The 15,393-nt window shown below is 34.2% G+C and carries 15 protein-coding genes; 1 reads left to right on the top strand and 14 read right to left on the bottom strand.

Annotation, left to right across the window (positions count from 1 at the left end; all coding sequences use genetic code 11):
• Positions 1-330: 330 nt before the first annotated feature.
• From NBE98_RS05060 to NBE98_RS05020, 9 genes are all read right to left on the bottom strand, one after another.
• A complete protein-coding gene (locus NBE98_RS05060) occupies positions 331-1,095 on the bottom strand; it encodes a histidinol phosphate phosphatase (protein ID WP_250813230.1) in 765 nt (254 codons plus the stop codon).
• 289 nt (positions 1,096-1,384) lie between these two features.
• Complete coding sequence (gene lysS / locus NBE98_RS05055; protein WP_432432676.1) at positions 1,385-2,839, bottom strand: lysine--tRNA ligase; 1,455 nt, start codon at positions 2,837-2,839, stop codon at positions 1,385-1,387.
• 131 nt (positions 2,840-2,970) lie between these two features.
• A complete protein-coding gene (gene greA / locus NBE98_RS05050) occupies positions 2,971-3,453 on the bottom strand; it encodes a transcription elongation factor GreA (protein WP_250813226.1) in 483 nt (160 codons plus the stop codon).
• A gap of 143 nt (positions 3,454-3,596) precedes the next feature.
• A complete protein-coding gene (locus NBE98_RS05045) occupies positions 3,597-4,418 on the bottom strand; it encodes a Rossmann-fold NAD(P)-binding domain-containing protein (RefSeq protein WP_250813224.1) in 822 nt (273 codons plus the stop codon).
• Between the two features lie 102 nt (positions 4,419-4,520).
• Positions 4,521-5,489: a tRNA dihydrouridine synthase DusB gene (gene dusB, locus NBE98_RS05040; RefSeq protein WP_250813222.1), complete on the bottom strand. Its 969-nt coding sequence runs from the start codon at positions 5,487-5,489 to the stop codon at positions 4,521-4,523.
• Positions 5,489-6,280, bottom strand: coding sequence for a type III pantothenate kinase (locus NBE98_RS05035; protein WP_250813220.1), 792 nt, complete (start codon positions 6,278-6,280; stop codon positions 5,489-5,491). The genes dusB and NBE98_RS05035 overlap by 1 nt, the downstream gene beginning before the upstream one ends.
• A 139-nt stretch (positions 6,281-6,419) precedes the next feature.
• Entirely contained in the window at positions 6,420-6,818 is a 399-nt protein-coding gene (locus NBE98_RS05030) for a biotin/lipoyl-containing protein (protein ID WP_250813218.1), read from the bottom strand.
• 30 nt (positions 6,819-6,848) lie between these two features.
• Complete coding sequence (locus tag NBE98_RS05025; protein WP_250813216.1) at positions 6,849-7,163, bottom strand: hypothetical protein; 315 nt, start codon at positions 7,161-7,163, stop codon at positions 6,849-6,851.
• Positions 7,164-7,177: 14 nt separating this feature from the next.
• Positions 7,178-8,668, bottom strand: coding sequence for an acyl-CoA carboxylase subunit beta (locus tag NBE98_RS05020; protein WP_250813214.1), 1,491 nt, complete (start codon positions 8,666-8,668; stop codon positions 7,178-7,180).
• Positions 8,669-8,820: 152 nt separating this feature from the next.
• Between NBE98_RS05020 and NBE98_RS05015 the strand changes: the two genes are divergently transcribed.
• A complete protein-coding gene (locus NBE98_RS05015) occupies positions 8,821-9,915 on the top strand; it encodes an LCP family protein (protein ID WP_250813212.1) in 1,095 nt (364 codons plus the stop codon).
• 113 nt (positions 9,916-10,028) lie between these two features.
• Here NBE98_RS05015 and NBE98_RS05010 read toward each other — a convergent pair whose 3' ends face one another.
• The 5 genes from NBE98_RS05010 to NBE98_RS04990 all read right to left on the bottom strand — a co-directional run bounded on the left by NBE98_RS05010 (position 10,029) and on the right by NBE98_RS04990 (position 15,366).
• Positions 10,029-10,397, bottom strand: coding sequence for an HsmA family protein (locus NBE98_RS05010; RefSeq protein WP_250813210.1), 369 nt, complete (start codon positions 10,395-10,397; stop codon positions 10,029-10,031).
• 169 nt (positions 10,398-10,566) lie between these two features.
• Entirely contained in the window at positions 10,567-11,568 is a 1,002-nt protein-coding gene (locus tag NBE98_RS05005; RefSeq protein WP_250813208.1) for a LacI family DNA-binding transcriptional regulator, read from the bottom strand.
• A 289-nt stretch (positions 11,569-11,857) separates the two neighbouring features.
• Entirely contained in the window at positions 11,858-12,751 is an 894-nt protein-coding gene (locus NBE98_RS05000; RefSeq protein ID WP_250813206.1) for a carbohydrate ABC transporter permease, read from the bottom strand.
• 13 nt (positions 12,752-12,764) lie between these two features.
• Complete coding sequence (locus tag NBE98_RS04995) at positions 12,765-13,721, bottom strand: ABC transporter permease (RefSeq protein ID WP_250813204.1); 957 nt, start codon at positions 13,719-13,721, stop codon at positions 12,765-12,767.
• Positions 13,722-13,800: 79 nt separating this feature from the next.
• Positions 13,801-15,366 carry an extracellular solute-binding protein gene (locus NBE98_RS04990; protein WP_250813202.1) on the bottom strand — a complete coding sequence of 522 codons (1,566 nt, stop codon included), beginning with the start codon at positions 15,364-15,366 and terminating at the stop codon, positions 13,801-13,803.
• Positions 15,367-15,393 lie beyond the last annotated feature (27 nt).

Below are 15,393 nucleotides of genomic sequence, written 5' to 3'. Positions count from 1 at the left end.
TTGCAATTTAGCTATGATTGTTATATAAATCGAATAGAAGAAAAATAATTATTTTACGTTAATCCTTCAGATAGAATTGGACTTTGTTTTGTTTATCAAACTCACCATAAATAAGTAGACTTATATGGGGTTCGTAGTCCTCAGCACAGAATTTTGCTTTCAGCTTTACGCTCATGGTGGACATCCTTGTCGTAAGCTAGCACTTGGTGTTGCCAACCCCTGCAGCGGGCTTTCTCCATCAAGCTGTATCCTATGCTGGGCGAACTAAAAAGGCAACTAGCTTACAACCAGTTGCCTTATCATCAAAGTATTCATTGCTTAACTTCTTTTTTACACAAATTCAGGCTTTCTCTCCTTGAAATAGACAATTTTAAGCTTGCAGTTTTCAGCAATCACTTTAGCCATATCAAAGTTAAAGCCTATAGAGTTCTCATAGTGTGAATCAGACCCCACAGTTATCATTCTTCCACCCAGTTCATAAAACCTTTTATATATCTTTGTTAGATTATTTATCGCATCATTGTTTCCGAGCCTTCTTGTATTTAATTCCAGCGCCTTGTCAGCACTAATAACAGCCTTTAAAACCTCATCAATGTATTCAGAAAAGTCTTCGTAGTAAATTTCCTTGTCCTCATACACTGCATACCTTGAAATATAATCAATGTGCCCTATGCTATCAACAAAACTGTGAGTTTTTATACAATCCAGCATATATCTAAAATAATGCTCGTAAGAATCTTTTTTACTTCGATTTATATAAAAATTCTTATCAAGCACATCCATATTATCTACAAGGTGAACAGAGCCAATAACATAATCAAAAGGATAGCTTTCAATAACTTTTCTATTTTCCTCTACCTGATTAGTTATCATCCCTAACTCAATACCTAATAAAACCCTATCACTTCTATACTTTGAATATTCGTTAAAGTATTGATCAGGATCGAATATAAACTGATTTTTATCTGGAAAGTTTAGGTCCATGTGCTCAGTTGTAATAATACCTATGTCTAACTCTGAAGCCTTCCTTATTGCAGCTTCTATAGTCATTTTAGAATCAGTTGAAAAGTTTGTATGCATATGCGTATCAAACATATCTTTTTACCCCCTACACACCGTAATTCCACTTGTTGTAATTTATTCTATACATAAAAATTATTGATTTTTATTTCTTTTATTCTAAATATTTCATATGTAATTACTAATACTATAGATATCGCGTCTTTAATTTTTCATTTTTATCACTCAAGACAAATATCTCATAATTCTCATTTATTGTTTAAATTATACTATGTATTTACTATTTTTGCACAAATCTAATATTTATAATAAAAAGTCTCAGTGACAGCTATTTCATTAGCCGTCACTAAGACTTTGCCTATTACTATTGTTGATTTGGTTTCATTGTTGGGAATAATAGTACGTCTCTAATAGATACAGCATCAGTTAAGAACATTACTATTCTATCTATACCTATTCCAAGTCCGCCTGTTGGAGGCATACCTGTTTCAAGAGCGCTCATAAATTCCTCATCAATCATGTAAGCTTCGTCGTCACCAAGCTCTCTTTCCTTAGCCTGCTGCTCGAACCTGTCTCTCTGAACTATCGGATCGTTAAGCTCTGAGTAAGCATTACATACTTCTCTTCCATAGATAAAACCTTCGAATCTTTCAGTAAAGTCTGCATTTCCTCTCTTCTTTTTAGTTAAAGGAGAAATTTCTACAGGGTAATCTATAAGGAAGGTTGGTTGTATAAAGTGATGCTCAGCAAATTCTTCAAATAAGCCATTTAATACATCCGCCTTTGTACAATCCTTTATTTCCTTCTTGAATTCAAGATGCTTTTCCTTAGCTATGGCTTGAGCTTCTTCATCAGTCTTAACTGCACTAAAGTCTATTCCAGCATATTCCTTAACTGCATCTACCATTGATATTCTTCTCCATGGTGGAGTTAAGTCTATTTCAGTTCCTTGATACATAACCTTTGTAGTTCCGTTTACCTTTTGGCAAACGTAAGCAACTAGGTTTTCCATAAGCTCCATCATATCGTTGTAGTCAGCATAAGCTTCGTATAACTCTATCATAGTGAACTCCGGGTTGTGTCTTATATCAATACCTTCGTTTCTGAAGTTCTTGCCCATGTCATAAACTTTTTCAAAACCGCCAACTATAAGTCTCTTTAAATATAGCTCTGTAGCTATTCTTAGATACATATCTATATCAAGAGCATTGTGGTGAGTTGTGAAAGGTCTTGCAGCTGCTCCGCCTGCTATTGGTGAAAGTATTGGAGTTTCAGCCTCAAGATAGCCTCTGTTGTCAAGAAACTCTCTAACATATCTTATTATCTGAGTTCTCTTTATAAAAGTTTCCCTTACATCTTCGTTCATTATAAGGTCAACTTCTCTTTGTCTATATCTTAAATCTGGATCCTTAAGTCCATGCCACTTGTCTGGAAGTGGTTTTAAAGACTTTGATATAAGCTGGAATTCTTTAACGTGTACAGAAGTTTCTCCTGTCTTTGTTTTGAATACAAAACCAGTAACACTTATCCAGTCTCCTAAGTCAAAAGTCTTAAATTCCTTAAGGTTTTCTTCTCCAACATCGTCAATTTTTATGTATATTTGAAGTCTTCCATATCTATCCTGAATATGTGAGAAACCAGCCTTACCCTGAACTCTTTTGGACATAAGTCTTCCTGCAACTGTAACGGTTTGATTCTCAAGAGCTTCAAAGTTGTCCTTGATTTCTTTTGAAGTATGTGTCCTGTTCACCTTATAAACATCAAATGGGTCCTTGCCTGCTGTCTGTAAATCTGCGAGTTTTTGTCTTCTGATTCTAATCTGCTCGTTAAACTCGGCAGTCTGTTGTTCTAAATTTAATTCATCATTAGCCACTTAATAACCCTCCGTTTCGTTTATGCGCTTAAAAGTGAAAGCTTATTATACTTTCACTTTTAAGCATTATTAACTAATTACGCACTCTTTATTTCAAGAATTTCGTACTTATTAACTCCATCTGGTACTGGAACTTCCACGATTTCCCCAACTTTTCTTCCAATTAGAGCTTTTCCAACTGGTGATTCGTTAGAAATCTTACTTTCCATTGGATTTGCTTCAGCTGAACCAACTATTAAAAGCTCCAACTCTTCATCGAATTCAAAGTCTTTAACTTTAACCTTTGAACCTACACTTACCTTATCAGTAGAAATATCTGCTTCATCGACTACTGAAGCATTTCTAAGCATGTTTTCAAGCTGTGCTATTCTTCCTTCAACGAAAGCTTGTTCATTCTTAGCTTCGTCGTATTCAGCATTTTCGCTTAGGTCTCCATAGCCGCGTGCTACCTTGATTTTTTCTTTTATCTCAACTCTTTTTATAGTCTTAAGATACTCTAATTCTTCTTCTAATTTTTTTACGCCTTCATAAGTCATCAAAAATTTTTTTGAATCACTCATTTTTTTCTCCCCTTCAAATGTATTATAATTCCCTATATATTTAATGCTTTACATAAGTAAACAAGCTAATTCATTAAGTACATATTATAAAACAGCATTTCTGTTGTGTCAATAAGTAACAGCCTTGCTTTGTAATTTTAAAGTTACTCATTATTTAGCGTTAATTCATTAAACTTAATCCTATCTAAATAAACCCCATTATACTTAAGTGCCTTCTCAATATCTTTTTCTTCCATTTGACTAAGTACAGCACCGAGAAGCTCAAAGCTAAACTCAAGGCCATCAGTCTTCCATGGAACAGCAAAGCTTATATCATTTACTACTATAGCATCAGATGTATTGGGTAGATAAAAGTTATTTATGTACCAAATAGGCTTAATAACATCTATATTTCTCGAGCTTATCACAAAGTCGGCTTTGCTCATTGCATAATTATAATCAGAGGTTACAATAGGCGAAACTCCAAAGTTAGCCATAATGTAGTCACTTAAATTGCTTGTCTTGCTCAGATTGCCTGATAATAAGATGAAGTACCCGCATTCTTTTGCAAGTTCGCATATAATACTGTAGTTAATATCATCTTCAGCATCAAATATAACAATGCATGATGATTTAATACTTTTCTGACTAGTTCTTAATATTAGTTTTATACTATTTATTATCCCATAAGCAAACAGCCTCTTTTGAAAATCATTTAGTAAATTATAATCAAGATACCTAAAGGTTTTTGGAGCAATAACAGAGCTTTTTTTTCTAAAATATTTCTGTGTGACAGAAATATTTCTTTCATAAGCCTTTTCATTAAAATTAGGAGGGAGTTTTATACGAGCAACTTTTAGTTTAAGCTCCTCTATAAAGCTCTCCCCCTCCACATTTATTCTAACTCTGTCTTTTATTTTTCCAAGAAAACTGTAGTCTTGATACGCTTTCTTAATATCAGTGCTTACATATATAACGGGATTCATACGCATCCTCATTAAGCTTATTTACAGTGCTATTATATTCAAAATAACAATAAAAATTACTCATGTAGCATAATAAGATAAGAAAATATATTGCAGCTGTAGTTATTGCTTAAGAATCTCTTTATAATCGTAAAGTATTCTGTACACACCTTCTATACTTTTTTCTGTGTTAATTAGATTTTTTACATCTGTGCAGTTTTTCATACCTTTGATGTACCAAGAAATATGTTTTCTCATTTCTCTGACTGCTCTTGCTTCTCCATAATAATGAATAGCTAGTTTTAAGTGTCTTATACACATATCTATAACTTCATCATCAGTTGGGTAGATTACCTCTTCCCCCTTTAGTGCTTGATTAATCTGCTTGAAAAGCCATGGATTTCCTTGAGCCCCTCTGGCTACCATGATGCCGTCGCATTTTGTTTGCTCCACTATTTTCTTAGCCGCCTCTACAGAAAATACATCACCATTTCCTATTACGGGAACTTTTACTGCTTCTTTTACTTGCCTTATTATATCCCAATCCGCTTTACCTTCATACATTTGCTCTCTAGTTCTTCCATGAACCGCAATTGCATCCACTCCAGCCTGCTCCATCGCTTTTGCAAAATCTACAGCATTAATTTCTCTATCATTAAAGCCTTTTCTAAATTTAACAGTAACAGGTTTGGATGAAGCCTTTTTAACTTCACTAACTATTTCTGCAGCAAGCTTTGGGTTTCTCATTAATGCTGAGCCTTCCCCATTTTTTACTATCTTAGAAACAGGGCAGCCCATGTTTATGTCAATTATACATATATCGTCATTATTATTAAAATGGTCGCAAGCCTTTGCCATTATAAGCGGTTCGCTTCCAAATATCTGGACAGCTACAGGTTTTTCTTCCTCGGAGACCCTTAGTAGTTCCTCTGTATTTTCGCTTCCATAGTAAAGCCCTTTTGCGCTTACCATCTCTGTGTATACAAGTCCGCAGCCCATTTCAACACAAAGTCCTCTAAAGGCTATATCTGTTACTCCAGCCATAGGCGCCAAAAAAACATTATTATTAAATTTTAGGTTTGCTATCTTCATTAAACCACCTGTTCTCTATTCTTATCGTATATTATTCTTAACCCTTCTAATGTTAAGTAATGTATAACCTTCTCTATATGCTTTGAATCTTTGCTTATTAAAGTTGCTAAACCTCCGGTCGCAATAACCATTGGAGAAACCTCGCCATAGGCTTCCATTTCCTTTTTCATCTTTTCAACTATAAAGTCCACAGACCCAGTATAGCCATAAATGATACCCGCCTGCATACTGTTTACTGTGTTTTTGCATATAACTCCAGGTGTTTTTACAAGTTCAACTCTTGGAAGCTTTGCAGCCTTTTCAAATAAGGCTTCTGCAGAAATCTTTATACCTGGGCATATGGTCCCCCCTAAATAGTCACCGTTTCTAGTTATAGCGCAAAAAGTTGTGGCTGTACCAAAATCGATTAATATAAGTGGCCTATTGGGATACATCTCATGAGCAGCTACTGCATTAACAATTCTATCTGCTCCTACTTCCTTCGGATTATCATACTTCACATTTATGCCTGTCTTAATTCCAGGACCAACAACTATGGCTGTTTTGTTAAAATATTTTCTCACCATATGTTCAATAGTATACATAATATTAGGAACAACAGAAGATATTATTACTCCTTCAACCTTTGAAAGGCTGATATTCTTTTGCATGAAAAGCTGAGTAACTTGTATTCCATATTCATCAGCTGTCCTCTTATGGTCTGTAGCCAATCTCCAGTCAGCGATTAATTCCTTTCCTTCATAGGCTCCAAGAACTATATTTGTATTTCCAACATCTAAAACTAAAATCAATTTAAACCCTCCTGTATTCCTCAAAATCACACATCAATTATTATAACTTCATTTAGCACGGTTATATTGTAAACCTCATATTAAATTTGTCAAGTAAAATTATAAGTAAAGTGCAGTGCACTTTACTTATAATTTTTATCTATTCAATAACAGCTAGTAAATCTTCTGTATTAACAGTTTCTCCTTTAGTTACAGCTATACTTGCTACAGTACCATCCACAGGTGATACAATTTCATTCTCCATTTTCATTGCTTCTAATACAAACAGCAAATCACCTTTCTTAATAGAATCTCCTTCTTTAATGTTAATGTTCACTATAGTCCCCGGCATTGGACAGTTTATCTTCTCTCCTTCAGATGGAGTATTCTTAGATTGTGTTTTTTTTGTTGCTGCAGAAGATGCTGTCGAAGCAGCTGGCTGTGCTTGAGACTGTTGAGCCTGAGGAGCAGGTTCATTCATATTATCAAAATTGTTTTTAACCTCTTCAACTTCAACTTCGTATCTATTTCCATTCACCGTTACATAATATTTTTTCATTTCAATATTACACTCCTATCTTTACTATTATTACTCTAATCCATGTTCTCGCCAAACAGAATTGTTTCCATCTACTCTTTTAATGCTTCTTATTATAAGACTTGAAGCTGGCACCTCTAAATAAGCAGATAACGCCCCCATAATAGCCGCGACAAGTTCCAACTCTTTCTGCTTTGCTGCAGTTTCTTCCTTTGCTGTAGGAATGCTTGATACAGCAATTTGCTTTTCGTGATTATCTTCTTCATTTTCATTGCGCTTTGGTTTAGGACTCACAAAATAAATTATTACAAGAACTATAACTACTAATGCTGCTATACCTAGCGAACTATTAAAAAATCCTCCCATAATAACACTCTCCTTTATACTAAAACACTCCCATGCTTTTTAGGATAACCAATCTCCCTTTTGCTCTGAAGCATGTCTAGTACCCCAAATATTCTTATCCTAGACTCAGAAGGAAGAATCATATCATCTATGTATCCTTTTTCTGCTGCAATATACGGATTTGTTATTTGAGCTTTGTATTTCTTAATTATCTCGGCTTCCATTGCTTTTGGATTATTAGCCTGCAAGATTTCTTCTTTGTGAAGTGCCATTATAAGCGCTTCTGGTTCACTTACAGCAATTTTTGCACCCGGCCATGCAAAAGTAACATCAAATGCTGCTTCCTTGCTGGCAAGCACTATATAAGCGCTTCCATATGCTTCTCCTATAATTAATGACAATTTAGGCACTTTAGACTCCGCTAATGCATAAATAAGCTTTGAAACCGCTAAAGCTAAGCCTCTCTTTTCTTCATCAAGACTAACAATAAAGCCTTTAGTATCTACAAGGCTTAATATAGGAATATTAAAGCAGCTGCATAGCTTAACAAACTTAGTAAGCTTATCTAAAGCCCTTATACAAATACCTTCATTATTCTCTATTTTATCACTTGCCATAACTCCAACAGTTAATCCATTTATTTTAACTAACCCTGTCAAAACCTCAGGTCTAAAGTTTCCATTTATCTCAAGAAGGCTATCCTTGTCACCTAATAAATTTACAATTTCGTATATATCATAATTTTCTTCTTTTGCAATTTCATCTAACCGACTTTCAGGAACACTTAACACCTCACTGCTGTAAACTGGTGAAAGTTCAAGATTATTTAAAGGTATGTAGGACATGATTCTTCTAACTACCTCTAAAGCTTCTTTATCATCCTTTGCAGTAAGTTGCGCAGTTCCATTTTTACTTGTACCTATAGCATCACCATACATATCTAAATCTACATACTTTACTTCCTTGCTGCTTAATCTCTCTGGTGAACTTATATAAAGCTCTCCTGATTTTTCAACCATTATTGTAAAATCACTCATTGCTGCACTTACAGCTGCAAGACCAGTGCATGCTCCTGCTATAACAGCTATCTGTGGGACGACACCCGAAAGCTCTGCATTCTTTCTAATGATGCATCCGTATGCCCCCAAAGCATCCATACCACTATCGATTCTAGCGCCTACAGAGTCAAAAATCTGAATTATAGGAGCGCCCATCTTAATAGCCATGTTCATTATTCTAACTATTTTATTGCTATTAGCCTCGTTTATGCTTCCACCTTCTACTGTATAATCCTGACTAAAGACATATACAAGCCTTCCATCAATAGTTCCATATCCAGTTATTACCCCTCCACCATTTTTTTCAACTAAAGAACCTGTTTCTATAAAACTTCCCCTATCAAGCAAAACACCAATCCTCTCTCTGGCAGTTAGCTTGCTTAAATTATGTTGAGCCTCAATCTTCGAATCCCCACCACCTTTTTCACTTTGTTTTTTTATATTTAGTAAGTTCTCTATATTATTCATATTTATCCTCCTTTATATAAGGCACGTTAATTTATTAAAACTTTAACAATATACTTAATATAAATAATATCATAATTCCCATAATTTTCAATTAATATTCCTTGTATCAGTAGAGACTTTTATACGCAAAATAATCATGGGGTGATTAACTAATGAAACTAAAAAAGATATTATTTATTACTGCGTTATTGTTTATAGCTTTTGCAACATCCTCGGGTATATATGCATATAGTCAAATAAACAAAATAAAAAACGTTAAAATATCAAAAACTGACGAAGACCTAGGAATAAACATAAAACCTGAATCTATTGATATGGAACCCGAAGATAAAATTGTTAGGGTAACTGAAGAAAATCCAAAAGAGCAAAAGCCCGAGATAATTAATCAACAAAGCATACTTAACGAATACGATACAAGCATCAATAACCAAATTCGAAGCATTGCGCTTTTCGGCATAGACACAGGCAGAGATAAATATGATGTTCCTCATTCAGACTCTATAATAATCGCTACCATAGATCCACAAAATAAAAAGATTAAGCTTTCATCAATTATGAGAGACACTTATGTCCGTATAAAGGGACACGGAAGCAGCAAACTATCTGACGCCTATGCTTTTGGCGGTCCACAGCTTGCTTTAAGAACTCTTAACGAAAATTTTGGACTTAATATAAGAGATTATGCAACAGTAGATTTTTTTACTCTAGAAAAGGCCATAGATGTACTTGGAGGTGTAACTGTAGATATAAAAGCCAATGAGCTTAAGGAACTAAACTTTAGAGTTGAAGAAGCTGCAAACCTTCAGAAAAAAGCTCCAGTACTTATAAAACAATCCGGAACTCAAAATTTAAATGGAATTCAAGCAGTGGCCTATTGCAGAATAAGAAAAATTGGCGGAGGAGACTTTGAGAGAACCTCAAGGCAAAGAATTGTCTTAACCCAGCTTATAAATAAAGCTCAAGCAAGCGGGGTAGTTAAATATCATTCTCTAGCTTCAGAAATTTTTCCATTAATTGAGACAAGCTTATCCAATTCTGACATTTTAAAGCTAGGAACACAGATAATTTCAACAGGCATAACTAATGTGGAACAGCAACGTTTTCCTCTAGATGGCTACTGTAAGGGAGAAATAATAAAAGGAGTGTGGTATTTAGTCCCAAGGCCAGGAATTGAAGCTACCAAAGAACATATTAGAAATTATATTTTTAAGGATGTAACGCCTCATTCAAAAGCACCCTTGTTTTAACCATAGGAGGATATAGGATTTCATAGCTAGATTTCAATTGGCATTATATAAAACAAAAATCCCCTGAATTACTCTTAATACAGTAATTTAGGAGATTTTTTCTTTATTTATTTTTATCTTGACATACCGAAAACTGCACCAGATATAAAAGGTACTAGCCAGATAAGCCATACAATAATACTAAACTTATGGAAGTCCTTTTTAGCTTTTGTATCATTTTTAACTAAAACCACCGTAGCCCATGCTGCATGGAAAAGCATCAAAAGAATTGCTAATAAACCTGTTATACCATGGAAGTTTAATTTGAAGCCTCCACTTGCAATCTTACTCATAATGGTTGTTCCTACAGTGTCAAATACCAAGCCAGCCCAGAATATACCTAAGTGCCATTTCTTCAATTCACCTTGTATTTTTTCACTCCATACTCCGATAGTATAAAAAACAAGTGCTGCAGTTATAGTAATTATTGCAGAAATTAACATAATTAAATCCTCCTAAAATTTCATAATTAATAGTTCTATATGAACTACGTTCATTATATGTTTTATAAAAATATTTGTCAACACTAATTAATTTCCAGTTTAAAGTAAGAAGCTAAGTTGATATTTCTATCAACTTAGCTTCTTACTTTAAACTTTATAAAACCTCTATTTAAAGGATACTCTTGCAGCTTTCCCTAACTACCAGCGAAGTAGGCAATACTATCTTTTTACTTGCTTTTCTACCAGACTTTATTCTTTCTACTAGCAGCTCAACGGCAGTTTCACCAATATAATTAGTATTTATCTTCACTGTAGTCAATGGTGGAACAATAAATTGAGCAGTTGATATGTCGTTACATCCTATAATGCTTATATCATCAGGAATCACAAGACCTTTTTCCATAACTGCTCTATATGCTCCAATAGCCATAGAATCATTAGCAACGAAAAAAGCCCTAGGGAAATCCCCTGAATCTAAAATCTTTTTCATTAATTCATATCCGCTGGAAGGTGTGAAACTTCCTACCTTAACATAATTCTCGTTTAGGGTACCCTTTTCTTTCATATATTCCCTAAACCAGCGTTCTCTATAATCTATATACTTTTCTTCTTCTCCATTAAAGCTGTCTATGCCTCCGATGTACCCAATCTCATTATGCCCAAGAGAAATCAAGTAACTCAAAACTTTATTAACTACTTTTCTCATACTAATCACTACACAGTCAAAATCTTCATCATCAGGATCACTGTCTACAAATATTATATCGCTATTGAATGTTTTAAGGTTTTCTACCTCCTTATTTGAGAAAACCCCAATAGCTAATACCCCGTCAGCAGTTCTTAGTTTTTCACTTATCAGTTCATCTTTAGCCATCACAACATAATCTATATTCTCTTCTTTTAGAGCTTTTTCTACGGAAAGTCTGATGGATAAATAATAGGTATCTTCTAGTTCTTCCTTTTCCGAATATCCTTTAACAATGCAAACTTGGTATAAAACCTTTTTGCTTTTTCTATTTTTAGTTGTAACATATTCCATTTCCTGTGCAATTTCAAATATTCTTTTTTTAGTTGTATCTGATACGTTTAATGTATCATCGTAGTTTAAAACTCTGGAAACCGTAGCCAATGATACCCCAGCTTTTTCAGCTATTTCCTTAATAGTAGCCATTTATAATAAAACCCTCCTAATGACTTATAATGCTTTTTAAATTGCAGCAACCTTTTTTATCAGCCATAAGTATATAATACACAATTAATCGAAATAATGCTATTTGCTATTGTTTTTTGTAAATATTTTATACCGAGCAAATAGATTCTTACTGCTGATTAGCTAAAGTTTATACATTGGACTCCTTTTTCATTTCAAGGAATATAGTTTTACCAAATATCATTTCTGCGACTTAATATCTTCAGCATTATCCAATATTCTTTTAAAACTTATAGTAGCCTTACTCTTCCTATTCTTTAATAGAGCCTATCATAACACCCTTAACAAAATACTTTTGTAAAAACGGATAAGCACATAATATAGGAATTGTAGAAACAATTACAGTACTATATTTTATTAAAGTTTTATAAGCATCTGCTTTAATAAATTGTGCTGAACCCTTAGGAAGATTCATCATTTCTCTTGTTTCATTAGAAATTAAAATTTCTCTTAGTATAAGCTGCAGAGGATATTTACTTCTATCCCTTAAAAAAATCATTGCGTTAAACCAGGAGTTCCACTGTCCAACAGCGTAAAATAAAGCAATAACTGCCAAAGTAGCCTTTGATACCGGGATTACTATCCTAAATAATATTGTAAAGTCATTAGCTCCATCTATCTTCGCTGACTCTATAAGACTTTCTGGTATGCTTCTAAAGGCAGTCCTCATTACAATAAGATTCCATACAGATAAAGCTGATGGAAGTATAATTGCCAATCTACTGTCTATAAGTCCAAGTCTTTGTACCTGTAGAAAGAAAGGAATAAGCCCACCGCTAAAAAACATTGTTATAGTTACCATAAGCATTAAAGGCTTTCCAAAAAGTAGGTTTTTTCTAGATAAAACATAAGCAGACATGCAGGTTAATAATAAGTTTATGCTTACACCAACTACAACATAAAATAATGTATTTAAAAAACCTGTTATAATACTTGGATTTTTAAATACTAGTGCGTATCCGCTGAGTGTAAATCCTAAAGGTTTCAGAAGAATTCCCCTATGCTGCATAAGCCTATAAGGATCACTTAGAGAAGCAAACAATACATATAAAAGCGGATAAGCACAGGCAATCATTAATATAACCATAAATAAAACATTGAATATATCAAAGACTTTCTCTCCGGCACTTCTTTTAATAATCATACCTTAACTCACCTCACCATAAACTTGTTTCAGAAATCTTTTTACTGAACTTATTAGCCAAGATTAAAAGCACAAAACCTATCAGAGATTCAAGAAGACCTACAGCAGTACTAAAGCTGTAATCTGCTCCAATAAGTCCCTTTCTGTAAACATAGCTGGATATTACGTCTGAGGTTTCCCAGGTCATAGGGTTGTACAATAGAATAATTTTCTCTGAACCAACACTCATAAGCCCGCCTATATTAAGTATCAGCATTACTACAATTGTAGGAGCTATACCAGGTAGAGTAACGTGCAAAAGCTGCTTCCATCTTCCAGCTCCGTCTACTGTAGCAGCTTCATATAAGGTTGGATCAATTCCGGCTAGTGCAGCTAAGTAAATAATGCTATCCCAGCCTATGCTCTGCCAAACACCAGAACCAATATATATTGTTCTAAACCATTCAGGCTTTGTAAGCCAATTAACAGGCTCCACCCCAAAACCTACAAGTATTGAATTAATTAATCCATCTGTTGATGTAAAATCTATTATCATACCACATATTACAACTAAAGATATAAAGTGTGGTAAATAGGTAACTGTTTGAACACATCTCTTAAACTTATCAAGCCTTATTTCGTTTAGCAAAAGTGCTAAAATAACAGCTGCAGGGAATCCACTCATAAGTGAATAAAAGCTGATTAAAGCTGTATTTTTAACTGTTCTAGCAAAATACATACTATCGAAAAATGATTTAAAATGTTTAAAGCCTACCCATGGACTATGAAGTATGCCAAGCCTAGTATTAAAACTTTTAAAGGCTATGGTAACGCCATACATAGGGATATAGTGAAATAGTATAAAATACAATATCATCGGTATCGCCATCATATATACATACTTATTAAGCCTAAAATCCTTGTGAACCTTATTCCAAATACTGGTATTTTTTCTATTAATAGTTTTCCTATTAGTCTTTAATTCTGCCACAATGCTGCTCCCCCTAACTATTAGTCTTCTAACAGATTAGTTCTGAAGAAGGCAACGCCTTCTTCAGAATTTATTACCCCTACTTCACTTTTCTGTTATTGTATCTTCCAAGAGCTGCTTGATAAATTTTAATTGCTTCTTCAATTTTCATCTTCTTAAGCTGCTCTACGTAGCTGTCAAACTTGCTGATTGGCTCTTTTCCGGTTATAAATTTTAATACCATTTCGTCTCTATAAGTATCTATATCTCCCATAATTTCAGAATACCTTTCATTTTCTTCAGGAGTAAGTGTTACAGGAGGAATTACATAATCAGCTCCAGCCTTAGTCCACTTATTCATAGCATCCTTATCAAAGCTTGTAAACTCAGGAACAGCTTTGTAGTCTCTTAGGTATGGTCCAACCTCCAGCTTGTATTTATTACATACTGCCCAGAAATCAAGACCATCAGGATTTTTAGTCATTATATCTGTGAATTTTGGCTTTCCATCGACCATAGTATAGCTTGTGCCTTCAATTCCATAGTTAAACAGCATATAACCTTCTTTGCCATAAGCATAATCAAACCACTTAACAACTTCTTCTGGATTTTTGCAGGCTGTTGTTATAACCGCCTCGTAACCACCATTTGCATCATTTACTACTCTATAATTTACATTTTCACCTGGCTTTAAAGAAGGTTGTACTGTAGGTGCAAATACAGCCTTAGGATCTGTTCCTTTTATAGCAGCTGCATATTGATCCACAAGTGCGTATTCTGTTAAGAATGCACCAGCTTTTCCTGAAGTTATTACAGATTCTCTACTCTTTTTATCACGGGTTGCAAAATCTTTATCAATTAGTCCTTCGTTATACCACTTATTCATTGTTGTAAGGTATTCCTTGAAGTTTGCTTCCATAGGTCCATATTTCACCACATTGTTTTTCTTGTAAAAATAAGGTCCAATATCAAAGGCACTTACTATAGTTCCATAAGGGTCTATTCCCTTTTTGCTTATTATTAAAGGTGCTTGAGCATTTTTCTTTTCTTTAAATTGCTTTAGCACGTTATACCATTCATCTATGGTTGCAGGCTCCTTCAAGCCTAGTTCATCAAGCCAATCCTTACGAACAACCGGCCCCCACCATGCTGGTTCATCTTTATCTTCACGAACTATAGGAAAAGTATATATATTTCCTTTGTCTGTAGTTACTTGTCTTGCTAATTCCGGGTCATTCTCTAAAAGCTTTTTATAATTTGGAGCATATTTATCTATAAGCTCATTTAACCTTAAATAAACGCCATCTTCTATAGCCTTATCTATACCGCCTTTATACTCCCCAGCATAAGTCTGTATAACATCTGGAAGCTCCTTTGAATTTACAAGGATATTAAACTGCTCAAGTTCTTGCCCTTCAGCTGGATGTATAAAATCCACATGTACTCCAGTTCTCTTTTCCAGCTCTTTATACATTTCACTTTCATTCAAGCTTTTTATAAGTTGATTAGGAGTAAATGGAACCCAATACTTTATTGATATATTTTTCTTTTCACCTTTACCGGGTTCATTTTCACCTTGGGTTGGTTTAGTTTTGTTACACCCCACAACAGCAGTCATAGTTAACAAAGCACCAAGAGTAAGCGATAGCATTCGTCTGGTTTTCATTAATAGTCCCCCTTTTAATAAAATTAA

The sequence above is a fragment of the Clostridium swellfunianum genome, from assembly GCF_023656515.1.
In the GTDB taxonomy this organism is placed as follows: domain Bacteria; phylum Bacillota; class Clostridia; order Clostridiales; family Clostridiaceae; genus Clostridium_AT; species Clostridium_AT swellfunianum.
Note: the sequence above shows the minus strand (reverse complement) of the source record. Positions and strands in the feature narration are given on the sequence as shown.